Raw genomic sequence first — 25,928 nt, 5'->3', positions numbered from 1 at the left:
AACTCAGTGAAACAGTACTCTCTGATTTGTGTCAAAATCGCTCGTGGTGAATAGAACGCGCATAGTCAGCAAACAGTTTATTTGGAATAGATTGTCCCGTGCGTTGCCGTGATGATAACGGACTATTCGATATAGCCGAGGTCACGGAGATTGTTCATAATTGCCTCATCATCAACGGCTTCGTCGATGGCTTCATCAAGAGTATCGTGACGCTGTTTAACCACCTGGACAAGTTGTCGAGCACTCCGGAGTTTATATCGTACGTCCGGGTCGTCCACATCATCAAAAGCACCTTCCAGTAATTCGTCAACCGTGTCAAGTGTAGTTTCGCCCATAAAGATGCTATGCGGAGAGATTTACTAAACTTTGCTGAATCAACTCTCCATCTTCTGTATCGGTCCCGCAGCTACTGACAGATAGTGATGAGGCGTTGAAGACGCTGCTGCATACAACGCGCGTATCCCGCACGGAACTGAGACCGACTTTCGAGTGCGAAACGGGCCGATGCAATATTTGATTGAAAAACACGAGCCGAAGTCGAACCTCACTTGATTTCGCACATCGACGAAGGTGGAGAAACCAAATTTAGCTCTGGCCAGTCGTGTGAACGTCGAAGCGGGCACCGCCCGCGTCACTCTCGCCGACCGAGATATTCCACCCGTGGGCCTCAACGATTTCCTCGACGATCGAGAGACCGAAGCCCGTTCCGTCAGTGTTCGTCGTATAGCCGTGCTCGAACACTTGCTCACGATCCGATTTTGGGATTCCGGTACCGTCGTCCGAAATATAAAATCTCGACACAGATTCCCCCTCATCCGAGAGCGTCCCCACACGAATCGTGACTGGTGAGTCGTTGTGTTCGATGGCATTGCGAAAGAGATTCTCGAAGACGTGTCGGAGGCGGTCATCATCCGCCTCCACAACCTCGTCGTCCGGAATATCCATGTCGAGTTCGACATCGTCGCTACTGACGGCCGCCCAGCTGTCGGCGACGACGTTCGCCAGTGGGATGGGTTCGGGGTCATCGACGCTTTCACCCGCTCGGGCCAGCGTCAGCAAGTCGTCGATCATCGTCTCCATCCGTTCGACGTTGCGCTCGATTGGTTCGACGTGTTCGACTGGTGCCTCTGCTCGAAGGAGTTCTGCCCGACCCATGATCACATTCAGTGGGTTCCGTAAATCGTGACTCACCATGCCGGCAAACTGGTCAAGTTTCTCGTTGGACCGTTCGAGCTTACGTTTCGTCGCTTCCAGTTCCCGCTCGCGCTCTTTGCGCTCGGTGATATCGCTGAAACGGACGACGTGAGCATCAACACGTCCACCGATGCCAGATACTGGAGAGACCTGAACATCGAAGAATCGATCACGGTCGCCAACGCGTCGGCGGTATTCGTGACTCGACTGGCTGTTTTCCTGGGCTCGCTCCTGTTCGTACGCTGGATAGACCGCTTCGATCGGTTCATCGATGACTGGTCTACCGCCGAATATTTCCCTCGCCTGCTGGTTCGCGTCGATAATCTGGTTCCCTGTATCGACCACGAGAAACCCATCTGCCATGTCTCCCAAGACTTTCCGCCTGGCGACGGGCACCGAAGTAAACAGTCCAAACCTGAAGACTGCCAGGTACACGATGATTCCAGTCACGGCGAAGCCGAGCGACGCAAATGACACTTGGAAACCGAGACTGTTCTGGAGTGCATTAGCCCCGATCGTGGCTGCGAACCCGACCACGAGTAACAGTGCCTGCCCGCGAAACTGACCGACGCGAATCGAACGGAAGAATCGAAGACTGATGAGTGCCGCCCCGAGCAGAACAACACCGTAGCCGTACGCGATGATGAGCCACCAGGCAGTCTGTTTGTCGGCGGCCATAACCACGAGTGACAGTTCCTCTCGCATGCGTACGTTTGCGAAAAATAGCTCGGGCTGGAGAAAGTAGAGGACGGTTGCGATGGCTGGGGGAATGAACAGCGCGCCAGCACGGGAGCGACGGAGCCACGTTTCTCGGTTCGTGTATTCGATCCCGAAGAGGAGGCCGAACACGGCAGCCGAGCTCCACATCGGCAGTTGCATCTGTGACCAGAAGAGACTCCCTTCGGGAGTCGTAGTCCACAGTTGCAGCGCGTAGAAAACGTTGTACAGGCCCGTTGCAACGAGATACCCTCCCAGCGGCGTCGCGCCACGTGTGTCACTGTTCTTGAACGCAAGGGCAGCGAGACTGAACAGAATCCCGGCACCTGCGAGGAGTGGAATAAAAAAGAGTGTCCACTGACCAGCCATTAGTCAGTCTATGTAGATATGATACTATGAGTGTTATTGAAGTATCGGTAAATAAATCGAGCAGCGTATTCAGTCCAATCGAGACAGAATAATTCCGACTCCCATACTGCACGACGCTCTATATCTTGCACGCTACTCAGTACCAATATCACGCACTCTATGATTATTTCACCAGATTAGGCAAGAGCCCGTCCAGTTTTCGAGGAGAAGGTCGATTAGCGCTACTCTATCATCGGTTGTCGGCTAGTGCTTCCACACCCGCCTACATTCCTAAGGTTCGGACCCGGGGAACAGAACCCCTGACTTCGATCGCTCGTTGACTGTGCCCCGTCAATCTAAAACATCGGGATCAACCCCGGATTTGACGAACGCTCTTCTCGAGCACATTGTTGATTCAGAGAGTGGCTTCGACAGCGTGTTCGAGTGTTTTTCCTCCGGACTTCGGTAGAGTTCTCAGCAGGGTTGGAACGCTCTGAGATATCTGGTGAGATCGATCTTCTGTAGCGTAGTGGGACCGAAGAACGAACACACAAGTATCGAGCGCGTCGAACGTATGGGCATGGCATCATCACTTGCCGACGAAGCATGTGAGGCCTGTACATCAGAGGACGAACCGCTCACAGAGGCAGAGTACGCCGAGTACCTAACTGAAATCGACGATGATGTCTGGGAAGTCGTTAATGACCATCATCTTGAGGGGGAGTATCCGTTCGAAGATTTCCGCGATGCACTCGAGTTCACGTACGAGATCGGGGAACTTGCTGAACAAGAGTGGCATCACCCAGATATCTCGCTTCAATGGGGCGAGGTGCGAGTCGAAATGTGGACGCACAAAATCGACGGACTGCACAAGACTGACTTCGTAATGGCGGCGCGCATGGATCGGATTCACGAAGAATACGCTCCAGAGTAGCCTGCACCAATTACAAATACTCACGAGACAGGGTGTCGTAGAACGGTCATCACACCATTGAGGAGGAACTCCGAAGCGGGAGCAGTCGAAGTTACCGTGTATAATCGCACGATCTCATGTCCGTTGGACGCTCACGCGTCGTAGGAGTGGCTTTCGAGCGTCTCCAGATCCACGGACTCCAACACTGCCTCATTGGTTGCTTCGAGAACTACGGGTGGGACGGTCGTCTCCGGGAGACGTTTGGCTTGCGTGGCTTCAAGCGCCTCAATCCACCGTCCGAGACAGAGATACCAGCGATCACCGGGGTCGAGCCCGGGAAATTCCAACTCCGGACGCGGCGTCACAAGGTCGTTGCCCTGTTCTTTACTGAACGACAGAAATTCGTCGGTCATGACCGAACAAAGCTCGTGTCTGCCTCGACTGTTGGGATGAGTTCCACAGCAGCCATCGCGGGTGAAACCAGTCCTTGGATCAGTGCTACAGGTGGCAAGTTCCTCGCCAAGGACATTTCGTTCGGGCATACCGATAGAGCATAATCCATTGTGAAAAGCCTCCCCGTCTATGATTGTTTCTATGATCCATCTAGCTAGAGGCGGATAGTCGAAATCCACAGTTTGGGCATTCGATCCGGTACTGGCCACCATCAGAAGGAACGTTCCAATCGCATTCAATGGGGCTTTCGTGCCCACATGACGAACAGAAGAGGACTGCTTTCCGCTTAGATCTATTCACCCACTTGACACCTCGTCTGCCGCTTCAAGAATTTCCGTGTACCGGTTCCGAATCGTGACCTTGCTCACGTTAGCGATTTCGGCCAGATCGTCCTGGATGACGTCTTGGTTTGTGAGTTTGGCAGCTGCATATAGCGCTGATGCTGCAATCCCGACAGGGTTTCGCCCACTGTGAACGCCCGCCTCGACCGCGGCTTGAGTCAGTTCCCGACTTCGGTGCTCCGTTTCGTCGGGACATCCCAGCTCGGAAGCGAACCGAGCAATGTATGCTTCAGGATTCGTCGGGGCCACTTCCAACTCCAGCTCGTCTGCCAGATAGCGATAGGCACGCTCGATCTCGATTTTATCGACACGACTCACAGCAGCAACTTCATCGAGTGTCCGGGGTGCATTCTCCAGACGAGACCCGGCGTAGAGGGCTGCCGTTGCCATTCCTTCGATCGAGCGCCCCCGGAGCATGTCCTCTTCCAGTGCCTGTCGGTACAACACACTCGTCGTTTCCCTGATCGGATCGGGACATCCAAGCGCGGAGGCCATCCGATTGATCTCTCCCAGCGCATGCTTTAGATTCCGTTCTCGGTCGTTTTTCGTCCGGAACCGCTCGTCCCATTTCCGAAGACGTCGCATTTTCTTTCGCTGACGAGACGAGAGCGACCGTCCATACGCGTCTTCGTCTCGCCAGTCGATAACCGTCGACAGGCCGCCATCGTGTAATTGCTGGGTTTGGGGGGCTCCGACCCGCGACTTGTCATTCTTTTCGCGCGAATCGAACGCACGCCATTCAGGTCCGCGGTCAATCTGATCTGATTCGAGTACGCGACCACAGTCTTGACAGTGGGTTTCGGCTTGTGCCTCGTCGTGAACGATGCTTCCACTGCACTCCGGACACGTTTTGGCCGACAGGTCATTCTGCTCTTCTTCGGCCGTCTCACCGTGTTCCTCGGGAGAGCCTTCTTCGCGCACCCTTGGCGTAGTAAATGACTCAGTCACGTTCAGCTCCCCCCGATACCAGAGCGGGAGCGTCGCTGCCGGCGGGACAAGCGGATATCCCAAACCCGGCAACTCCGAAAAGTACCATACGGGCTGGGTATACCGACTCTGAGCGGAGGTCGGCTATCAGACTGCTTCCTGGACTGACGAGCGGTGGATAATGATACCATATGCCGCTTTTGAATCTGTGCGATAGTAAGTTTTTATATCGCAAAAATCGATTACCAATTTGAATACTCAAAATTGTAGTTTGAGAGATTGTTTGCTTAGAGCGCTATCAAAGATAGTTATGAATCAAACTTATGGGGCCAGAGTCTCAACGTAAGTTCATGAGTTCAGAACAAGACCATCTTCAGGACACCGATACCGAAGCTCGCTTCGAGTTCAAGAAGGAGGAGAAGTCGGCCTTCGAGGCTGAGAAAGGGCTCACCGAGGAGACCATCCGCCTGATCTCGGAAGACAAAGACGAGCCCGAGTGGATGCTCCAGCGCCGGCTGCGAGCACTGAAGCAGTTCCAGGAGATGCCGATGCCGACCGACTGGCCCGGTCAGCCGGACCTCTCGGAAGTCGACATCGACGAGATCGTCCCCTACATTCGCCCGGACATCGAGACGCGCGGCGGCGCCGAGAACTGGGAAGACCTTCCCGAGGAGATTCAGGACACCTTCGACAAACTGGGCATTCCCGAGGCGGAGAAGAACGCCCTATCGGGCGTCGGCGCCCAGTATGAGTCCGAGATCGTTTACCAGAACATGCAAGAGCGCTGGGAGGACAAGGGCGTCATCTTCTGTGACATGGACAAGGCCGTCCAGGAGCATGAAGACATCGTCAAGGAGTACTTCATGACCAAGGCCGTGCCACCGAGCGACAACAAGTTCGCGGCGCTCCACGGCGCGATCTGGTCGGGCGGCTCGTTCGTCTACGTCCCCGAGGACACGAACGTCGACATGCCCGTCCAGGCGTACTTCCGGATGAATTCCGAGGGGATGGGCCAGTTCGAACACACGCTCATCGTCGCCGAGGAGAACTCCGAAGTACACTACATCGAGGGCTGTTCGGCGCCGAAGTACTCGGCGTTCAATCTGCACAGCGGTGGCGTCGAGGTGTTCGTCAAGGAGAACGCGCACGTCCAGTACTCGACCGTGCAGAACTGGTCCAAAAACACCTACAACCTCAACACCAAACGCGCCATCGCCGAAAAGGACGCCACGATGGAGTGGGTGTCGGGGTCGATGGGCTCGAAAGCCACGATGTTGTACCCGTCGACCATCCTCAAGGGTCCGGGCGCGACGGACAACCACATCACCATCGCCATGGCTGGCGAAGGACAGAACATCGACACCGGCGCGAAGGTCTACCACAACGCGCCTGACACGAAGTCGACTATCGAGTCCAAGTCCATTTCGAAAGACGGCGGCCGCACCAACTACCGCGGCCTCGTCCACATCGCCGACGGCGCCGAGAACGCCTCCACCTCCGTCGAGTGTGACGCCCTGATGTTCGACAACGAGTCAACGTCGGACACGATGCCGTACATGGAGATTCAGGAGAGCAAGGTCGACGTGGCCCACGAGGCCACAGTCGGGAAGATCGGCGACGAGGACGTCTTCTACCTCGAATCACGTGGGCTGGACGACGACGACGCAAAGCAGATGATCGTCGCGGGGTTCATCGAGCCGCTCACGGAGGAACTGCCCATCGAGTACGCGGTCGAAATGAACCGACTCATCGAACTCGAGATGGAGGGATCGCTCGGGTAGTGACCAGGGCGGCTGAACGCTACACAACGTGCAAGAGGATATCTCGATGGCTATCGATCCGAATTTCGAGAACACCCACGAGGAAGTTGACCGTCACGAGGACCACCGGGTATGGACGACAGATGGCGAGGAACCAACGGAGGACAAACAGGGCATCCACGGAACCCATGTCGCAGTGGATTTCGACATCTGTATTGCGGACGGGGCCTGTCTGGAGGACTGCCCCGTTGACGTGTTCGAGTGGACTGATACCCCTGACCACCCCGAATCCGAAATCAAGGCCGATCCTACCTATGAGGACCAGTGCATCGACTGTATGCTCTGTGTCGATGTCTGCCCTGTCGACGCCATCGACGTTGACCCGGGACGTGCTGGGAGGCTCTGACCCCCGAGAGGAGGGGCGCTGACGATGATTCTGACATTACAGTGTTACCGGTGCGGGGCCGACTACGAGTACGTTGGCACCTCGCCTCACCCAGGCCAGTGCCAGGCGTGTGGCTCGCCGTGTGTTCCCCCTGCAGGGAGTCTCAGCGTCCTCAACAGCGCTTACTGGGAGAGCGCAAACGGCCTCTCGAAAGTCTGGGTGTATGCGCTCGACGAACGAGATCGCCCGTTCGAATTCGAGGTCGCCGCACAGGGCAACCGTGGAAAGTTAGTAGCACTGAGAGTCGACGGTATATCAGTTGCGCCACAAGTAGACGAGACACTCGAAACGCTTCCCCCGGCAGTGAACACCGAACTCGCTGACGCAGGAATTGAACGAGTAGATCCCAATACACCCAAACAATCGAAGTGATGACAAGCAATCACTTGAGCGACTGGTGACCGGGAATGAGAAACAATACGCCGGCGAATCCAGCTGTCAAGATTGGGAGACAGAGAGGATAACAACATGAGCTCAGACGTCAGATTCACCGACTTCAAATCCGACAAGCAGCCAACCTGGTGTCCCGGTTGCGGTGATTTCGGGACGATGAACGGGATGATGAAAGCGCTCGCGAACACGGGCAATGACCCGGACAACACGTTCGTCGTCGCCGGTATCGGGTGCTCGGGGAAGATCGGCACCTACATGCACAGCTACGCGCTCCACGGTGTCCACGGCCGCGCGCTCCCTGTGGGCATTGGGACGAAGCTGGCCAACCCGAATTTGGAGGTCATGGTCGCCGGTGGTGACGGTGACGGCTACTCGATCGGTGCGGGCCACTTCATCCACGCCGTCCGCCGCAACGTCGATATGAGCTACATCGTCATGGACAACCGCATCTACGGGCTGACGAAGGGCCAAGCCTCGCCGACGTCGCGTGAGGACTTCGAGACGTCGACGACGCCTGATGGGCCGAAACAGCCGCCGGTCAACCCACTCGCGCTCGCGCTGGCTGCCGGCGGGACGTTTATTGCCCAGTCGTTCTCGTCGGACGCACAGCGCCACACCGAGATCGTGCAGCAGGCGGTCGAACACGACGGCTTTGGCTTCGTCAACGTCTACTCGCCGTGTGTGACGTTCAACGATGTGGACACCTACGACTACTTCAGAGACTCCATCGTCGACCTACAAGAAAGCGACCACGACCCCACCGACTACGACGATGCCAAAGATGCCATCCTCGACGCCGACAAAGAGTATCAGGGCATCATTTACCGAGACGAGAACTCCACCCCCTGGGAACAGCGCGAAGGACTCACCGAGAACATGGCCGACATCCCCGCTGGCGCCCCGGACGACGCGATGGACCTCGTCCGGGAGTTCTACTGAGCGATGACAGATACTGACATGTCGGTTCACCGTTCACCCGCTGTCCTAACCGGTGTCGTGTCGAACTATCGTGGGTGCGCGGACGATCTGATCAACATTGCGGCTATTCTGAATCGCGTAGACGACGACACTCCCCGATCCGGGGTTGCAGAGTTGTATCTCCGGCGGGGCCATCAGCCGTCCGGTCGGAGGAGCGTCAGTCAATACGCTCTGAAGTCAGGAGCAAGGACGCCGAGTTGGCTGGATACACCAGTCCACCCACTTGGGTCAGAGGTCGAGTTCACTGACAAGCCCAGCGCCACCATGTGCGTGGCAGTTGACTTCAGTAGCTCAGGGGGCGAGAGCACAACGATATCACTACCGCTGTATTCGTGGCGACTATTTTTTGATCCACCCTCCAGATCAAGGGACCCTGCCCCGCGCTTACTCTTCAAATCCGAAGATCTGGCGCAATTCATCTTCGATCCGATCGACGAATTCAGTAAGAAGGGCATCAAAAGTCTCCTCGTCGCCGGGCAAGGTCTGTTTCCGCTCTTCAATATCGTCAGGTAAGGTGATACGGAATTGTCCATCGCCCGCGTAGACCGGTTCACTCTCGTTGAGCACCTGCCGGTCGATGGCGCGAAGAACCTCCGAGTCGGCCTGTCCGTGGAGTTGCTGGTACGCATTCGAGTATGCCGTCTCCAGTTCTTCGAAGTAATGGACGTATTTGTCTTCGAATTTCTCCGGGTCGAATTCGGTCATCACTGGATCGACGGGCGGAAGAAATAAAAGATTCAGTGCCCGGACCTGGCAGGGATTACATCCCCACCCCCGGCCACTCAAGAGTCGGGGCACCAATTATACCGCTGATGATATCACTTTAGAACATCTCAAAAATCATATTGATTCAGAGTTATACGGCCAGAGTCGAAACAGCGGGGTATGAGTTCCGAAGCGAAAAGTGAGGATGACCTGCGCGAGGAAATCGATACCTTCCTACAGAAGAACTTTCCGCAGATCGAAATGCACGGCGGGTCGGCAGCGATCCAGAACCTTGACCGGGAAAGCGGCGAGGTGTCCATCCAACTCGGGGGTGCGTGCAGCGGGTGCGGTATCTCCCCGATGACGATACAGGCCATCAAGAAACGGATGGTGAACGAGATTGGCGAAATAGAGACCGTACACGCTAATACCGGAGGTAGTGGAGGGGGTGGCCACGGCGGCGAGAGTCCTTCGTTCGCTGGAGAAACAACCGACAGCAGAGAAAGCGGCGGAGGCGACGATGGCCCCCCGACCGCACCCTTCTAGAAGTTCTTTTCAGCAGGCCAGAATCCGGTATTCTTCTTCAGGGAATTCCGCACCTCGAGCAGGGCGTTGGTCATTGTCGTTGTAATTGGTCGAATAGCCCCTCAAAAAGCGTTTGTTGCGCGTTTCGCAGATGATAGGAGAAGGTCGATTGGGTCAGTGAGAGCGCGTTGGCGATCTCGGTTGCCGTACTTCGTCGCGGCGACTGGAAGTACCCACCGTACATCGCCGCTCGCAGGACTTGTTGTTGCCGATCCGTAAGTTCGGTTTCGAAGATGTCTCCAAGCATCCGACCGACTGCGTGTGCATTCGACTTCGCCCCGGGAGTGTATTCACGTTTTGAGACCAACGTCGTTTCCGGGAACGACTCCTGGACACGCGTCACGAACGAACCAATATCGGTACCGAATGGTACTTCGCAGACGATTTCGGCTTGGCCGTCAGTTACCGTATCCGTCGTGACGACTGCACCCTCTGTGACGAGTGTCTGGGCCAGGGATTGTCGGTGCAGTCCGATTTCGACCTCTCCACCTGGCGGGTCCTCAGTGTGACGGATCTGTCGCACCTGGGCGGCCCAATCTCCGTTCTCCGCGATATCCTCCAGAGCATCCAACGAAGCGTCCTGAACCGACGCATAGTGGACGAGCATCTCATCCGAGGCCGGAATCGTGTCCTTGATCTCGATCGTACAACCCAGCTGTTCGGAAGCGGAGATGAAAAACGACGCCGAGTCAGTGCTCTCGAACGTGAGCTCGGCCACTTTGTCGGCATGGAGAATGCGCTCTGTCGCAAGTGAGTGAAGAACTTGCCCAATCCGCTCGCCGAGCGTCGTCAGGAGTGTCTGCTCGCGGCTCCCGAACGCCTCTCCACGGTCTGTATACAGGACGAGTAGATCGTAGACGCGTCCCCTATGCTGAATAGGAACGATAGCTCCGCCCTGGAATCCCTGGTTGAGTGTGTGTGCTCGCCACCGGTCAAATCGTGAGTCGGTTCGGTTCCTCGTAACGACCTGTACATCGCCTGTTTCAACAGCGACCTCAGCCGGAGCGATCTCTGTCTGCGATTGTATCGGGAGGGGCACCGACTCGTTGGCAGCGAAAGCCCCCGTCCCCTCCCGGAGATCCGACTCGGTTGGTGCTGTGCCTGGAGTGTACTCACTGATCCGTGCGTACTGGTATCCCCGCGTGTCCGTCAGCAACTCACAGATGGCCTGTTTGGTCTCCTCCTCATCGGTTGCGCTGTTGAGAATCTCGTTAACTGGCTGGACCGTCTCGATGAGCTGTTCGAGACGTTTGGTAACGGTGACATCTTCCAGTGCAACAATGATCTGCTCAGTGGAGCCGTCCTCAGTTTTGATCGGGGCGACGTTACTCGACAGCCACCGTTCGGAGCCGTCCGGGAGCGTGATTCCGTGGGTGAACCCCGTAATAGTCTCGCCGGTTTCGAAGACACGCGTGATCGGATGGTCGTCGCGCGGGATCGGATTGCCCGCCTCGTCCCAGATATCCCAGTCGGGGTGGTTATACGCCTTTCCGTCCATCTTGTGTCTGGACAGGCCAAGTAACTCTTCGGCACGGGTGTTTGCGCGAGTGATATCTCCCTCAGCGTTCAGGAGGACGATTCCCACAGGGGTCGCTTCCAGAACGTGATCCAGTTCTCGTTCGACTACCTTCCTGTCGGTGATTTCTGAGAAGACGATAATGACGCCGTCGTTGCTCGGGTGGACTCTGGCTTCGACCCACTGCTTTTTCTCGGCGTTATATCGCTCGAAGGATGTCGACGACTGCGTGTCGAGAGTCGTCTGGATTTTCTCTTCGGCGATGGTGTCTGCCGCTTCGGGAAAAACGTCCCAGACGCACTCGCCACGCAGTTCCTCGCTGTCTTGACCGAGAAGCTGTGCAGCCTGCTGGTTCACGTACGTGTAGTTGAGGTTACTGTCGAGTACAGCAATACCATCGGACACGCGCTTCAGGCTGTCTATCTCCCATCGATCGATGCCCTCTTTGACGAGTGAAACGAGCGCCTCGACCAGTTCTCGTTCTGGTGGGAGCCACTCTCGCTCTCCGGTGTCGGGTCGCTGGTCAGTGCACACGGCCGTTATCGAGACAGCCGTGCCAGTGCGTGTTCGGGCCTCCGCCGTCAGAGGATCACCGGTCCGCTGGAAGCCGTCGGTTTCGAACAGGTCATTTCCGACTCGCATTCTGACCTCGATGGTTTCAGGATGCTGGAACCACTGTGGGAGTTCGGTGACGAGCGTACGGATACTCTCGTCAACAGGGGCGGACAAACCGACGAAGAGGTCACTCGCCCGTTTGAGTGCCTCCAGTGCTTTCGATCGCGCTCGCAGTTCTCGCCTAGCTTCCAACTCTCCGAGCCCGTGGCCATCGTCTGCTGTGCCGGCGCTCTCCTGTGTGGGCTCTTCGGACACGAAGGTATCACGCCACGAAACAGAACCGGTCTCGACAGATTCGGCGTGGTTCGACTTCTTCCCTTCCTCATCTCCTCTTTGCCGGTTCTGTTCTACCATTCTCCATCATTGTCGTTCACCCAGATATAAATAACAGCCTGTTGATTTCATATTCTTAGAATGCTCCGATAGCACCACCAACCGAGTGTTTGTCAGTTTCTGTATCGGGATGCCCGACGTTGGTATGAAATCTCGATTTATTGGCGTCAGAGGCCGGACAGCACGTCGTCGGAAGAGGAGCCGTAAGTCCGATTCAAATATGCGAGGATGTGGTCGACGAATCCCGGGTCGTACGTCAAAGCGCCGTAAAACGAGTTCTCGTCGCGTTCCTGGGCGAGTAAGGCACTCTTCTGGGCGTCGTTGCCACCGCCGTCGAAGACGACGAACCACGTCTCGGCAATCTCGTCTGTCTGGATTGCCTGGATTTGGGCGGAGCCGAAATCAGGTGGCTCGGTGTCCGGGACACCGTAAGCGCGCACAGCGACGCCTCGGCGAGCGAGGTCCATGTATACCTGACGCTGGTCTGCCATGATCGAAAACTGCTGGAACCCAGCGTGAAGCGACCCATTCCCGACCCGGCGCGCCCGGTCTTCGATTTCTCGCGAGGCGTGCAACAACTGTGCGGTGTCGTAGGAGGTGAAAGTAGTCTCTTTGAGAGGGCCGAGGACACTCTCGTATTGCATGTCGGCAATGCCAAGTTCGTCGGCTCCTGTGGGGACATCCTCAAGTAACGCCCGCAGCGTCGAGACATCCACGACAGCGAGCACTTCAGCCGAGTTGCTGAGAACTGCGATGTCTTTGGGAGCACCCGAAGCCGTTCGACTCTCGGTGATTCGTACGTTCTGTGTCTGGAAATAGGTCTCGAGGTCCGCCCGCAGCGAATCAGTCGGGTCGCCATTGAACAGGCGGAGTTCCTTCTCGTTGTATCTGATAAACTCGATGCACTCCCGAATATCCATCGTGTGCTCCGAATTGGTAGACATTCAGTAGGTCACCGTTGTGGATGCATCGGTAGTCTGATCTTTTCTGTCATCGAGATGGGTTTATTGTATCTCGCAATTCGTGTCCGTCACTACAAATCCGTGGGGTCGAGGTTCCCGTTGGCTACCTCTCGAAGTTGCTCCTCGGAGAGCATGTCGACGACGAACTCCGGGATGTTGTCAGGAAGGTCCGCCTCCGAAACCGCAACCTCGTCGTCAGTCCGGGGGACAGTGTCCTGGCCACTGTCCATCGTCGAGCGCTCGCCGGACAGACGCGTGACTGACCCTTCCACTTCCGAGACCATCGCCGCCTGTTCCTGGTTCGCGGCAGCCAGACTCTCGATTTCATCTGCAACACGATCAGTCCGGTCGACTACCTCGTCGACCATCGACGCGATTTCTTCGGCTGCTGCGGCCTGGTCGTCGGTTGCCGCTGCGACTTCGCTGATTCCGTTCGCTGTTTCGGTAATAGCCTCGACGATTTCGGTCAAGCTGTTCATCGCGTCCTGGACCTGCTCAATACCCTGATCGACCTGGTCGGTCGTCTCATGGAGATTCGCTGCTGTCTCTTCGGTATCGGTCTGGATGTCATCGACCATCGTCTCGATATCGCTGGCATGAGTCTGTGACTCCTCGGCGAGTGACTTGATTTCGTCCGCCACGACAGCAAACCCTTCGCCCGCTTCGCCGGCACGAGCGGCCTCGATCGAGGCGTTGAGCGCCAGCATATTCGTCTGCTCGGCGATGTCGTCGATTGCGTCGACGAACGCATCGATCTGTCCGACACGCTCCTGTAATGAGGAGACATCGTCAGCGACATCGTTGACAGATTCACCGATCTCGTCCATAACCCCCGCGGCAGTATCGGCGGCTTCCTTCCCGTCTTCTGCGAGGGTTTCGGCCCGTTCGCTCGCATTTTCGACCTGGTCAGCCGTCGAGGCGACCTCCTCAACGGTCGCCGAGAGGTTCGCAACTTCGGAGGAGATCTCCTCAACCCGGTCAGACTGTTCGGTTGCTGCGTCGCTGATTGCAGTGGCACTCTCGGCGACGTCATCGGCGCTCGTCTGGAGGTCACTCACTGGTTGTTTCACGTCTTCCTCGACCTCGGCCATCAGTTGTTTGTTGCGCTCGATCTCCTCTTCGAGTTGCTGGCTGTAGGAGTGGATGTAGGTGTCGGTGACGACCTGCATGTCGAGATTGATGATTCGGAGAAGCGCAAGAATATCCTGCAGGGCGTCGTCGACCTCCTCTCGGACCGCCGTTTCGATCGCGCGATGCGAGAGGCCGGATCCGGGGTTCAGTGCATCCTCTTCCTCGGTAGAGTCGGCCTCGATCCCTCCGTCTGCAACAGTATCTGTCAGGCGGTCGGTGAGTGATGCGACGAGGCGGTCGCCCACCAGCGGAAGGATGAGGTCGTAGTAGACTCCGTACTGGCCGAGGTAGTGTTTCATTGGCATGTCCAGTATATCGTGGAGTTTGCCGATACGGGCCCGGTCACGGAAGTAGTCCGTGCCGTACTCCCCCTCTACGAGCGTCGTGAGATACGCCGATTGCGTTCGCTTGAGTTGTTCGACGTTCTTGGGCGACTGCCCGATGACCTCGACTGTCTCCTCGTGGTCGGTCAGATTGTCGTAGAAGTCCTCGGCCACCTGGTCGGCGTTGTCCGCGAAGTCGTTTCGATACGTCCGAAGACGACGGACATCGTCATCGGTGAAACCGATGAAATCCTTCCGCCACCGGATTTCGGACCCATCCAGGCCGATCTCGTCGACTAGCGAATCCGCGTCCAACTGGTCGTTTAACCCGCCCTGTCCAAAGTCGTCCCGGCCAAACTGTGGCGAATCGGACACGGACGTATTATAAATCGAGTTATGATAAGTCCCCCATCTAGATAATAATATACTCTCCGGGCGCGGCCCGGAAACTGTTCTCGGATGCGACTCCAATGAACGTGGTCGAACGCGGTCGTGGGCGAGCGAGACGGGCGCCGGTTATCAGCTGCGATACTCATCCTGTTATCTAGAGTCGCTAACTATTAGGTTGGTCGTGAGAGGTTGACACATGATCGAGAAGGTGAAACTTGACCGGTTCGACCTGCGGCCGAAACTTATCCTCGTGTTCGTGCTCGTCGCCATGCTGGTAGGTGTGACGGGATTCGTCGGGTATACGAGTGTCAGCAACGTCGATAACCAACTCGAATCCGTCGTCCACGACGACGTCGCCGAGGCAGACGCAGCGATGGAGATGAAGTACGACCTCGAGTCGGAGCGGCTGGCCCTGCACGAAATCCTCACCGGCGAGATGGAGGCAGCCGAGGAGTTCCGGGCCTCCCAGGCGGACTTCGAGGAATGGTACACGACGCTGGCAGAACGTGACGACCTCACCGAGGAGCAACAGCAGTTGCTTTCGGAGATGAAAGCCGAACACGAAGAGGCGAAAACCAAAGGTGAGGAAATCATCACCGCGATGGAGGCTGGAGACGAGAAGCGCGCAAACCAGCAGATGGACGAGCTAGACAGCGTCTACGCTGAACTCGACGAGGACACCACGAGTTTCGAGGAAGATGCCGACGCGAAAATGGAAGCCTCGGTTGCGTCGGCGGCGACGACGACGAACAATAGCCACCTGATGATTATCGGACTGACTATCGGGGCATTCGTCGCGGCCGTCGTCATCGGCCTTTTCGTCGCCAGCCGCATCACCACCCCGATCAAACAACTCTCCGAGGCCTCGCAGGCTATGAGTGATGGCGACCTCAGCGCCAAGGTCGACAATCACGTCGAAGACGACGAAATCGGCCGGATGATCGAGGCGTTTACCGAGATGCAGACGAACCTCCGGGGAGTATTCTCGCAGATCGGGACCGCCAGCAGTGGCTTGCGGCAGGGCGACCTGGGCTGGGAGTTCGAGGCTGACTATCCGGGCCAATACGGGGAGACCATCGATAATCTCGAAGCGGGTGCCGACGAACTTGCCGGGAGTTTCGAGGAGATACGGGGAGTGAGTGACGACCTCCAGCAGGGCGTCATCGATCAGGATGTCGATACCGACCGACCCGGGCAGTACGGCGAAGTGCTGGAAGACCTTGCGACCGGGACCACCCAGTTGTCCGAGAGCTTCACACAGATCTCGGCCGCGAGCCAGGGCCTCAAAGACGGACGGCTCGACCAGGACATCGACACCGACTACCCGGGGTCGTTCGGAACGGCATTGCGTGATCTGGAGGACGGAATCGGCCAGCTGAACGCCAGCGTCGAACGCGTCCAGGCGATCGCAGACGACGTCGCGACGTCGAGCGAGGAAGTGGCGAGCAGTTCGGAGGAGATCGAAGAGGCCAGCGAGCAGGTCGCGGAGTCCGTCGAAGAGATCTCCCGCGGTGCGGACACGCAGAGCGAGAACCTCCAGGAGGTGGCAAGCGAAATGAACGACATGTCGGCGACCGTCGAGGAAATCGCCTCCTCGGCCGAAGAGGTAGCTTCGACTGCCAGCACGGCCGTCGAGCGTGGCGAGACGGGACGAAAGTACGCATCGGAGGCGACCGAGGAGATCCAGTCCATCGAAACCCGGACCGACGAGGCAGCGACGCAGGTCGAAGCGCTCGACGAGAAGATGGACCAGATCGGCGAAGTGGTCGAGATGATCACCGACATCGCCGAACAGACCAATATGCTCGCGTTGAACGCCTCCATTGAGGCCGCCCGGGCCGGCGAAGCAGGTGAAGGATTCGGGGTCGTGGCAAACGAAATCAAATCCCTGGCAGAGGAGGCTGCCGAGGCGACCGCCGACATCGAACAGCGCATCGAAGAAGTCCAGGAGACGACGGAGGATACCGTCGAGGGGATGCAACAGATGAGCGATCAGGTGCAACGCGGGTCTGATACGATCGAGGACGCCATCGAGATGTTCGACGAGATCGCCAGCGCGGTTCAGGAGGCCGAAAGCGGTATCCGAGAAATCAGCGACGCCACCGACGACCAAGCGGCCTCTTCGGAGGAAGTGGTTTCGATGGTCGACGAAGTCTCCAGCGTCAGTCAGCAGACCGCAGCCGAGGCGAGCAACGTCTCTGCCGCGACAGAAGAACAGACCGCCTCCCTCTCCGAGGCCTCGGAGAACATCCAGCAACTGTCCGGTCTCGCTGAAGACCTGCACGACCAGGTGTCGGATTTCGACAGCGGGTCAGGCGCCGGTCCCGGAATCGAGGCGTCAGCGGGGCCGGCGGCTGCAGCCGACGGCGGCCATCACACATCTGATACGGAGGGTCGGACGTCAGACCACGACGGGGAGATGTGAACATGGGAGCACACCAAGTCTTTGAGTTCATACTCGGGGAGGAACAGTACTGCATCGATATCGAGTCCGTCACCGAGGTCGTGAGCCGCTCGGAAAAAGACGTGACTTCGATCCCGGATTCGCCCCCTCACGTCGAAGGGGCGATCGATCTCCGTGGCGAGACGACGAGAATCATCGATCCGAGTGCCAGACTCTTGCAAAACGGACACGAAGACACCGGGATCAACCAGGACAGGATGATCGTCTTCGATACCGAAATGACAACGGGCGGGCGTTCCGGCTGGGGGGTAACGGAGGTGCGCCGGATCCTGACGATCGACCCCGACTCTGTTGAAGCGGTCGATGAAGAGATGGTCAACGGCCTCGTCGCCCGAGAGGATGGACACATCGTCTGGATCGATCCGGAAACTATCTCGGTTGAAACATGAGTGAGGCAAAAGTCCAGAGTGAGACCGTAGAACTGATAGAGGTTCTTCACGTTGAGGATGAATCTGATTTTGCTGATCTCACCGCGACGTTCCTCGAACGAGAGGACGACCAGTTCACTGTCGAGACAGCGACGACCGCCGACGACGGATTAGAGAGGATAGATGATCGTCGGCCCGATTGTGTCGTCTCGGATTACAACATGCCTGGCATGAACGGGCTCGAGTTCTTGCAAACTGTCCGAGAGCGGTATCCCGACCTCCCGTTCATCCTGTTTACCGGCAAGGGAAGCGAGGCCATCGCCAGCGACGCCATTTCTGCCGGCGTTACCGACTATCTCCAGAAGGGCTCCGGCACCGAGCAGTACGAACTCTTGGCCAACCGGATCCGTAATTCCGTCCGGGCGCGACGCAGGGCACAGCAGGTCGACAGACAGCGACAACTGGCGCGGCTGACGGAGTTTGCGGGCAACACCGGTGGATGGGAACTGGACAGAAAGAGTGGGACCGTTCTGCTGACGGCTGGCTCCCGGCGAATCATCGGTCGTCCTGACCAGGCCGAGATCCCCCTGGAGGAGGCGATAGCACTGTTCCACCCGGACGACCGCGTAGACATTCGGCACACACTCACCAGGGCCTTCGAGACGGGCGAGGAACTGCACAACACGTGGCGACTTCAGCCAAGGGACGGCGACGAGCGTCTGATAGAAATGACGATCACTCCCGTCGTAGAATCCGGTGGGAGGGTAACGAAACTCCGTGGAGCTGGTCACGATATCACCGACCGCAAGGAGCGTCGGCAGGAACTCGAAAAGTACGAGACGATCATCGAGGCGTTGACCGACGCCGTGTACGTGCTCGACAAGGAGGGGCGATTCACGTTTGTCAGCGACGAACTCGTCGAGTTGGTCGGCTACGACCGGGAAACCATTCTCGGAAGCACGCCGTCACTTATCAAGGACGAGGATGGCGTCAAACGGGCAGAACACCACTTGGGTCGGTTGCTGTCGAGTGACGGCCCGCAGACGGTAAAATTCGAAGTGACGATTCAGCCATGTGACGGCGCCTCGATCGCCTGTGAGGATAACATGGGTGTCCTTCCCTACGAAGGTGACGAGTTCGACGGGTCAGTCGGGACACTCCGAGATATCACAGGGTGCAAAGAGCGTGCATGGGAACTCGAACGGCAAAACGCCCGTCTTGAGGAGTACGCAAGCATCGTCAGCCACGAACTCCGCAACCCGCTCATGACTGCCCAGGGTCGCCTCGAACTGGCACAGGCCGATTGTGACTCCCCTCACCTCGATGAGGTGGGTGACGCGGTCGATCGCTGTCAGGCGCTCATCGATGATCTATTGGCACTTGCCCAGAGTGGGAACGCAGTCGGGACGGCGGAACCTGTCACCCTGTCGGAACTGGCCGAGGAGTGTTGGCAGACGACGCCGAGTGCGGACGCAACGCTCGCTGTCGAAACAGACCAGACGATATCGTCTGACCGGAGCCGACTTCAGCAGTTGTTCGAGAATCTCTTCAGGAACGCCGTCAACCACGGCGGCGGTGAGGTGACGGTGACCGTCGGGGAGATCGCTGACGGGTTCTACGTCGCGGACGATGGCGCGGGAATCCCCGACGAAGAACGCGACAATATTTTCGAGGCCGGCTATTCGACCGCCGACGATGGCACTGGATTCGGTCTCGCGATCGTCAAAGAAATTGTGGAGGCACACGGCTGGGAAATCCGCGTGACTGACAGCGAGTCGGGCGGCGCACGCTTCGAGATCACTGGCGTCGAAGTGACGGACTGAACCGTACCATCGTTCAGGTGCCTCGTTCCATCGAATCCCGTTATCTAGACCGCCGACTTATTCACCTCGAACCCGTTGTGATTATACGAGATACCATGTCTGACCGCTCCCGTGACACGCCGACCGAGGAAATCGATCTGGTGGCGTCAGGTATCCCCGAATTGGACGAACTACTCAACGGAGGGCTCGTTCGGGGTCGGACGTACCTCGTCCAGGGCGGTTCGGGAACGGGGAAGTCGCTGCTCGGTCAGCACTTCCTGCGAGCGGGGCTCGATGCCGACGAGACAGTCGTCTACATCCACGGTGAAGAGTCCAGACACGACATTCTCGTCAACGCAGCACGGCTCGATGTCGACATTCGGGACGCCGAGTTTTTGGACATCGGGCCCGGAACAGACTTTTTCGCCGAGGACAAGTCCTACAACCTGGTCGAGGCGACAGAAGTCGAATCCGAACAGTTCACACAGGATATCAAACACGTAATCGAGGAGGTGGATCCGGCCCGAATTCTCATCGATCCGATCACACAACTCCAGTACGTGGAACGGGACGAATACCAGTACCGGAAGCGGTTGCAGTCGCTCATCCGGTTCCTTCGGGACCGACAGGTCACGACAGTCGCGACGCGAACGCTCGACAGGGAGCGCACTCGCGAGACCAGACACGACGATTTCGAATCGCTGAGCGACGGCGTCGTCAACCTGTCTCTCGACGAGCACGAGCGCCGGATCGCCGTCCCGAAACACCGTGGTCTCGGCCAGATCGACGGGACCCACGGACTGGAAATCCGCGAACACGGGATCGAAGTCTACCCACAGACCATCCCGAAACACGACGACCGAACGTTCGACCCGGAACTGATCCCGACCGGGCACGAAGCTCTCGACGGACTCCTCGGTGGCGGGATCGAACGCGGGACCGTCTCGTTTATCAGCGGACCGACCGGCATCGGCAAATCGACCACTGGCGCACAGATACTTTCGGGCATCGTTGAGGATGGTGGGACAGCGCTCGGATACCTCTTCGAGGAGTCGATCGACCAGTTCGCCCATCGCTCGGAAACCCTCGGACTCCCGATCTCCGAGATGCGGGCGCAGGGATCACTGGCGCTGACAGAGACCGAACCGCTCGTGCGTTCGGCCGAGGAGTTCGATCGGCACGTCCTCGACCAGGTCGACGAGCACGCGCCGGACGCAGTGTTCGTCGACGGGCTCTCGGGCTACAAGATCTCGCTCCAGGGCGACGACCAGCGACTTGTTCGCCGGTTACACGGCCTCACCAGGGTTCTCAAGAATCGCGGTATTGCAGTCATTATCACGGACGAGGCGGACCGCCTCACCGGCATCCCGGAAGCCACGAGCACGAACACCAGCTACATCGCGGACAACATTGTGTTTCTCACGTATGTGGAAGTCGACGGCGAGCTAGACCGAGCGATCGGAGTTATAAAAAAGCGACTCGGGGATTTCGACAGCCGGTTCCACCAGTTTGCTATCGAGCCCGGCGAGGGGCTGGTTATCGAAGGACCGTTCGATACCGTTCGGGGGATCATGCAGGGTAGTTCAACGCATCGCGTTCCAGATGAGTACCACCAGACAACGGACCAATCATGACCGCCCATTCGAGTCGCGAAGTGAGTGAGCGACACACCATACAACTCCTGATACACGGAGATAACGACCGGGAAGCGCTCGAAGAATTTCTTGACGAACGGTACGACGTCGTCGCCGATGACACCCTCCAGCCCGTCGATTGTTATGTCGTTGGTGAACAGATGGTGCCGACGTACCGCGACACGTTGCGAGAGCATAAAAAAGAGGCCCACCCGACCTTCACGCCCGTCCTGTTGATTCAACAGGAAGGGTCGAGGGGAACGGTCCCGTTGCCGTCCGAGCAGAACGGCGACGGGCCACCGCTCGTCGACGAGGTCGTGTCAGCACCTGTCGACCGGACGACCCTGTTTCGTCGTGTGGGGAATTTGTTAGCCAGGCGTGAGCAGTCGGTGGAGTTGTCCACGCGCTACGAGGACGTGCAGATTCGATTTCAGCGGCTGTTCGATTCGACGAACGACGCGATCTTCGTTGTTGCTCCATCTGGCGACGAGATCACCGAGTGCAACCCCGCGGCGTGTGACCTCGTGGGATACTCACGTGACGAATTGCTCTCCGTCTCGCCGACACAGACAATCCACGCCGACGATCGCGAGCGGTTCCGGTCTTTCCTCCAGCAGGTACAGGAGGCGGGACAGGGATCGACCGACGACCTCACGTGTCAGACGAAGGAAAGAGAAACGCGACAGTTGGAGGTGTCGGCTGCGACGCTTGAGGATTCCGACCAGTCACCGATAATCCTCTCTGCACGCGACGTGACAGACCGGAAAACGTACGCCCGCGAGCTCGAACTGAAATCTCAGGCGATGGACAAAGCGCCCGTCGGGATCACCATCACCGATCCCAACCGAGAGGACAATCCGATGATCTACGTAAACGAGGGATTCGAAGCGCTGACTGGGTATTCTGAGTCGGAATCGCTCGGCCGCAACTGTCGGTTCCTCCAAGGTGAGGCAACTCGGGAAGAACTAGTCGCCGAAATGCGGAAGGCAGTTGAGAAGGACGAGCCGGTGTCCGTGGAACTCCGGAACTACCGGAAGGACGGCAGTCAGTTCTGGAACCGCGTCAGTATCGCGCCGGTGAGAGACGACGCCGGAACCGTCGAGAATTACGTCGGGTTCCAGGAGAACGTTTCCGAGCGCAGAGAGCGCGAAATGGACTTACAGCTGTTCAAAAAAGCCGTCGAGAACGCAGGACATGCGGTCTTCATCACTGACAGGGAGGGCACTATCGAGTACGTGAATCCGAAATTCGAAGCCCGAACCGGCTATACTCGTGAGGAAGCTGTCGGTAAAACCCCCCGCATCCTCAAGTCGGGCAAACAGGACGCGGCGTTCTACGACCGGATGTGGCAGACGATCCTTTCTGGCGAGCAGTGGAATGCAAATCTCATCAATCAGCGCAAAAACGGCGAGCTGTACCACGTCGACCAGACGATCTCGCCCATCGCGAGCGGCGACGGAGAGATTACGCACTTCGTCACGATCGAGTCCGACGTAACGAATCGTCGGTTGCGCAAACAGCAACTCGACGTTCTCAATCGCGTCTTGCGCCACAATCTCAAGAACGGAACGACTGTTATTCAGGGCCGGGCAGAACTACTCCGTAAATCGCTGGGCGATGACGAACATCGGGCGAACGTCCGGGCGATCGAAGAACGGGCAGACGCTCTGGCGACGCTGGGTGACAAAGCCGGAACTGTGCGCTCGCTGTTCGAAAACGAAGTGTCCGCTGAGACCGCTACCAACGTAACGGAGTTAGTTAGCGATGTCGTTACCACCGTTTCTGAGGAGTATTCGACCGCTTCATTCGATGTCGACGATTCTGACCCACTCTACGTTCGAGCGGATAGCCGGTTGAAGGTGGCAGTGAAGGAACTGCTGGATAATGCTGTCGTCCACAACGACCAACCCAAACCCGAGGTGACGGTCACCACCAGACCGTCCAGAGAAAAGCAATCTGAACAGTGGATCGACATCGAAATTGTGGATAACGGACCGGGCATCCCAGACCAAGAACTGGAGACGATCAAACAGGGCGAGGAAACGCCGCTCCAGCACGGCACCGGACTCGGGCTCTGGATCGTCTACTGGACTGTCTCGCTGTACGGTGGCGAAGTCACATTCGTGGATAACTCACCGCGTGGAACAGGCGTCGTATTGAACCTTCCTCGGATGTCCGCAGACTCATCCGTTCGGGGAACGCCCGTCGAACACCACTGACCAATGGAAGACACTGAGACTTCGGACACACGGAGCGAGAATCAGACGGATCGGTATCGGATGCTCGTTGAAGAGTCGAACGACGTCGCCACGATCATCGACACTGACGGAACGATAAGGTACGTGAGCCCCGCGGTCACCCGAGTGCTCGGCTACGATGCTGAGGAGTTAGTCGGGAACTCTGGCTACGAATACGTCTATCCCGACGATCGGGACAAAAACGCTGAGGCGGTCGAAGCTGTTCTTGAGACTCCGGACGAACCCCAGACCGTCGAAGTCCGATTCAAACACGCCGACGGGTCGTGGTGCTGGATCGAAGCCACGATGCGGAACCGGCTCGAAGACGATGTCATCGACGGTATTCTACTCAACAGCCGGGAGATTACCGAGCGGAAAGAACAGGAACGCGAACTCCGGGAACTGGCTGGAGAGTACGGGGCCCTCCTCAACAATGCAGAGGACGCAATCTTCTTCGTCGATGTCGACGCTTCAGACGACGACGTTACGTTCGAATTCGACCGGCTCAGCCCGGCATACGAGCGACAAACCGGCCTTATGACCGAAGAGGTCCGGGGAGAAACGCCTCGTGATGTATTCGGTGAGCAAGAGGGAGCCGACCTCGAAGCGAACTATCACCGGTGTGTCAAAGCACGCGAGCCGATCTCGTATCAGGAAGAGTTAGAAATCGATGAGGAGGCACGCATCTGGCAGACGAATCTCGCGCCAGTACTCACTGACGGCTACGTAACCCGTCTCGTGGGAATTACCCGGGACGTCACCGACCGCGTCGAACGGGAACGACAGCTTCGTCGGCAAAAGGAGCGGCTCGACGAGTTTGCGAGCGTCGTCTCCCACGACCTGCGCAACCCGCTCAACGTCGCACAGGGCCGCGCAACGATCCTCGATGAACAAACAGAGAGCGAGCACCTGGATCCACTCTTACGATCACTCAACCGGATGGAGGCGATCATCACGGACACGTTGACGCTCGCTCGGCAGGGCGAGACGATAGACGAAACGGAGTCGGTCAGTCTGACCGATCTCGTCGGGAAGTGCTGGGGAACGGTAGACACAGACGCAGCGACCCTCGAGATAACTGATAAAATGACCTTCCAGGGCGATCGCGACCGATTACGGCACGTGTTCGAGAATCTGTTCCGAAACGCTATCGAACACGGTGGCACGGACGTGACCGTTCGTGTCGGACGTGTCGATGAAGACACTATCTACGTCGAAGACGATGGGTCTGGGATCCCCGCAGATCGGCGCGAGGAGATTTTTGAACCGGGCCATTCCTCGACGAGTTGCGGCACCGGATTCGGACTAACCATCGTGAAGCGGATCGTAGAAGCTCACGGGTGGACGGTGTCTGTGACAGACGGGTCTGAGGGCGGGGCGCGGTTCGAGCTCGTGATGTCACAATAGGAGGGATGGCCAGTACTCAGGCACGCCCTGTCGTCCATCCATTGAGACTATACCCGATATGGAGGAGACGGCATGTGTGGTCACCGATATTCCGAAACCGACTGGTATGGCACGTAGTAGCCGATTTCATCGATCCACGTCGACAGCCACCCATCGGCAGTTGGCTCATCAATCTTTCCAGCATCGATCGCAGCCAACAGAACCCCGACCGACCCCCAACGGTCACGCCCTGGTCTTTCGCAAACGATCGGGAATCTCCGTCGTCGGTCAGTAGACGACCGTTCTCAGTGTCTGCCAAGGCAAACGCCTGTGCTTCACCGGGATCGAGATGGTCACCGACAACCGCTTCTCTGTTTGCGACGGTGTCAGAAATCGTCGCGACTGGAATCTCGTCGTCAAGTATATCCAGTGCTGACTGAAGATACGGATGGCCATCAACGCCGTGTTCGAGTTCCTTTCGAACGGCTGGCACCGTACAGATTCCAGAGCGGTCAGTAACTACCCACAGCTGGTCGATGTAGGCGAAATTCGAGAAGACAGTCGTGTTCAGGACGCTCAGGTTCGCTGGAATGTCGTCACCTGTTATTTACCTGTGACTCCTCATCAGACGAGTCCTCGTCACCGAATTCGAGTTCGCTTGCTGCCTCTGCTTCGTAGGTTGCGTCGTCTTCGTCAACGAGTCCGAGGCGGAGCTCAACACCGTGCTCACGGAGGATATCCCGCATTGTCCACCGATCGACAGCAGCGAGTCTCGCAGCATCACCGAGTGTGATTCGCTCGTGTTCGTAGAGGGCGACTGCAGCTGCAATACGCTGGCTTTTGTGGTCCTCGAAGTATTCACGCACGAACTCGCGCAACGCATCGCTCTTGCCACTGAACACACCAGCCTCAACAGCGCCCTCGATGAGGAGATCGAGATCGTCTGGATAGGAGCCGGTGATTCGAGCCATCGTTCTACTCTAGACTACGCCTTCATACTATTTATGA

At 57.6% G+C, this 25,928-nt stretch carries 21 protein-coding genes and 1 pseudogene; 11 read left to right on the top strand and 11 right to left on the bottom strand.

From position 1 onward, the window contains the following. Positions 1-122 precede the first annotated feature (122 nt). A complete protein-coding gene (locus P0204_RS16435; protein ID WP_276223752.1) occupies positions 123-335 on the bottom strand; it encodes a hypothetical protein in 213 nt (70 codons plus the stop codon). Positions 336-585: 250 nt separating this feature from the next. Beyond that, positions 586-2,280: a histidine kinase N-terminal 7TM domain-containing protein gene (locus P0204_RS16430; RefSeq protein ID WP_276223750.1), complete on the bottom strand. Its 1,695-nt coding sequence runs from the start codon at positions 2,278-2,280 to the stop codon at positions 586-588. 559 nt (positions 2,281-2,839) lie between these two features. Here P0204_RS16430 and P0204_RS16425 point away from each other — a divergent pair. Beyond that, positions 2,840-3,193, top strand: coding sequence for a 4a-hydroxytetrahydrobiopterin dehydratase (locus P0204_RS16425; protein WP_276223749.1), 354 nt, complete (start codon positions 2,840-2,842; stop codon positions 3,191-3,193). A gap of 131 nt (positions 3,194-3,324) precedes the next feature. On the opposite strand, the gene P0204_RS16420 is transcribed toward P0204_RS16425, so the two are convergent. From P0204_RS16420 to P0204_RS16415, 3 genes are all read right to left on the bottom strand, one after another. Further along, positions 3,325-3,714 (bottom strand): DUF2237 family protein, encoded by a 390-nt coding sequence (locus P0204_RS16420; protein WP_276223748.1) that lies wholly within the window; start codon positions 3,712-3,714, stop codon positions 3,325-3,327. A gap of 61 nt (positions 3,715-3,775) precedes the next feature. Further along, positions 3,776-3,925: a DUF8106 domain-containing protein gene (locus P0204_RS21265; protein ID WP_465260854.1), complete on the bottom strand. Its 150-nt coding sequence runs from the start codon at positions 3,923-3,925 to the stop codon at positions 3,776-3,778. Beyond that, positions 3,922-4,914 (bottom strand): transcription initiation factor IIB, encoded by a 993-nt coding sequence (locus tag P0204_RS16415; RefSeq protein WP_379802039.1) that lies wholly within the window; start codon positions 4,912-4,914, stop codon positions 3,922-3,924. Before P0204_RS16415 ends, P0204_RS21265 begins: the two co-directional genes overlap by 4 nt. Positions 4,915-5,243: 329 nt before the next feature. On the opposite strand from P0204_RS16415, the gene sufB reads away from it, so the two are divergent. The 3 genes from sufB to P0204_RS16400 all read left to right on the top strand — a co-directional run bounded on the left by sufB (position 5,244) and on the right by P0204_RS16400 (position 8,430). After that, positions 5,244-6,674: a Fe-S cluster assembly protein SufB gene (gene sufB, locus P0204_RS16410; protein WP_276223746.1), complete on the top strand. Its 1,431-nt coding sequence runs from the start codon at positions 5,244-5,246 to the stop codon at positions 6,672-6,674. Between the two features lie 46 nt (positions 6,675-6,720). Then, positions 6,721-7,059 (top strand): 4Fe-4S dicluster domain-containing protein, encoded by a 339-nt coding sequence (locus P0204_RS16405; protein WP_276223989.1) that lies wholly within the window; start codon positions 6,721-6,723, stop codon positions 7,057-7,059. 507 nt (positions 7,060-7,566) lie between these two features. Continuing rightward, positions 7,567-8,430, top strand: a complete 864-nt coding sequence (locus tag P0204_RS16400) for a 2-oxoacid:ferredoxin oxidoreductase subunit beta (RefSeq protein WP_276223745.1) — start codon at positions 7,567-7,569, stop codon at positions 8,428-8,430. A gap of 423 nt (positions 8,431-8,853) precedes the next feature. On the opposite strand, the gene P0204_RS16395 is transcribed toward P0204_RS16400, so the two are convergent. Next, positions 8,854-9,174 carry a DUF5783 family protein gene (locus tag P0204_RS16395; protein ID WP_276223744.1) on the bottom strand — a complete coding sequence of 107 codons (321 nt, stop codon included), beginning with the start codon at positions 9,172-9,174 and terminating at the stop codon, positions 8,854-8,856. Between the two features lie 180 nt (positions 9,175-9,354). On the opposite strand from P0204_RS16395, the gene P0204_RS16390 reads away from it, so the two are divergent. Beyond that, positions 9,355-9,720, top strand: a complete 366-nt coding sequence (locus tag P0204_RS16390) for a NifU family protein (RefSeq protein ID WP_276223742.1) — start codon at positions 9,355-9,357, stop codon at positions 9,718-9,720. A 70-nt stretch (positions 9,721-9,790) separates the two neighbouring features. Here the strand turns inward: P0204_RS16390 and P0204_RS16385 are convergent, their stop codons facing one another. The 3 genes from P0204_RS16385 to P0204_RS16375 all read right to left on the bottom strand — a co-directional run bounded on the left by P0204_RS16385 (position 9,791) and on the right by P0204_RS16375 (position 15,014). Next, complete coding sequence (locus P0204_RS16385; RefSeq protein ID WP_276223740.1) at positions 9,791-12,244, bottom strand: PAS domain-containing protein; 2,454 nt, start codon at positions 12,242-12,244, stop codon at positions 9,791-9,793. 146 nt (positions 12,245-12,390) lie between these two features. Continuing rightward, positions 12,391-13,143: a DICT sensory domain-containing protein gene (locus tag P0204_RS16380; protein ID WP_276223739.1), complete on the bottom strand. Its 753-nt coding sequence runs from the start codon at positions 13,141-13,143 to the stop codon at positions 12,391-12,393. Between the two features lie 113 nt (positions 13,144-13,256). Continuing rightward, on the bottom strand, positions 13,257-15,014 hold the full coding sequence (locus tag P0204_RS16375) for a globin-coupled sensor protein (RefSeq protein ID WP_276223738.1): 1,758 nt from the start codon (positions 15,012-15,014) through the stop codon (positions 13,257-13,259). A 211-nt stretch (positions 15,015-15,225) separates the two neighbouring features. Between P0204_RS16375 and P0204_RS16370 the strand changes: the two genes are divergently transcribed. From P0204_RS16370 to P0204_RS16345, 6 genes are all read left to right on the top strand, one after another. Next, a complete protein-coding gene (locus P0204_RS16370; protein ID WP_276223737.1) occupies positions 15,226-17,454 on the top strand; it encodes a HAMP domain-containing methyl-accepting chemotaxis protein in 2,229 nt (742 codons plus the stop codon). Positions 17,455-17,456: 2 nt separating this feature from the next. Beyond that, entirely contained in the window at positions 17,457-17,882 is a 426-nt protein-coding gene (locus tag P0204_RS16365) for a chemotaxis protein CheW (protein ID WP_276223736.1), read from the top strand. Further along, the gene (locus P0204_RS16360; protein WP_276223734.1) at positions 17,879-19,684 is read left to right on the top strand and encodes a hybrid sensor histidine kinase/response regulator; all 1,806 of its coding nucleotides are present in this window, start codon (positions 17,879-17,881) and stop codon (positions 19,682-19,684) included. Before P0204_RS16365 ends, P0204_RS16360 begins: the two co-directional genes overlap by 4 nt. Positions 19,685-19,779: 95 nt before the next feature. Continuing rightward, a complete protein-coding gene (locus tag P0204_RS16355) occupies positions 19,780-21,297 on the top strand; it encodes an ATPase domain-containing protein (RefSeq protein ID WP_276223732.1) in 1,518 nt (505 codons plus the stop codon). A 161-nt stretch (positions 21,298-21,458) separates the two neighbouring features. Continuing rightward, complete coding sequence (locus P0204_RS16350; protein WP_276223730.1) at positions 21,459-23,516, top strand: PAS domain S-box protein; 2,058 nt, start codon at positions 21,459-21,461, stop codon at positions 23,514-23,516. A 3-nt stretch (positions 23,517-23,519) separates the two neighbouring features. Beyond that, complete coding sequence (locus P0204_RS16345) at positions 23,520-24,941, top strand: PAS domain S-box protein (protein ID WP_276223729.1); 1,422 nt, start codon at positions 23,520-23,522, stop codon at positions 24,939-24,941. Between the two features lie 80 nt (positions 24,942-25,021). Here P0204_RS16345 and P0204_RS16340 read toward each other — a convergent pair. Continuing rightward, positions 25,022-25,527 (bottom strand): annotated as a pseudogene (locus P0204_RS16340) (PIN domain-containing protein). Then, positions 25,517-25,891 (bottom strand): UPF0175 family protein, encoded by a 375-nt coding sequence (locus P0204_RS16335; protein WP_276223727.1) that lies wholly within the window; start codon positions 25,889-25,891, stop codon positions 25,517-25,519. The pseudogene P0204_RS16340 and the gene P0204_RS16335 overlap by 11 nt, the downstream one beginning before the upstream one ends. Positions 25,892-25,928: the final 37 nt, after the last annotated feature.

Source organism: Haloarcula halophila (genome assembly GCF_029278565.1).
Classification (GTDB): domain Archaea; phylum Halobacteriota; class Halobacteria; order Halobacteriales; family Haloarculaceae; genus Haloarcula; species Haloarcula halophila.
This window is presented reverse-complemented; position numbering and strand designations above follow the sequence as displayed.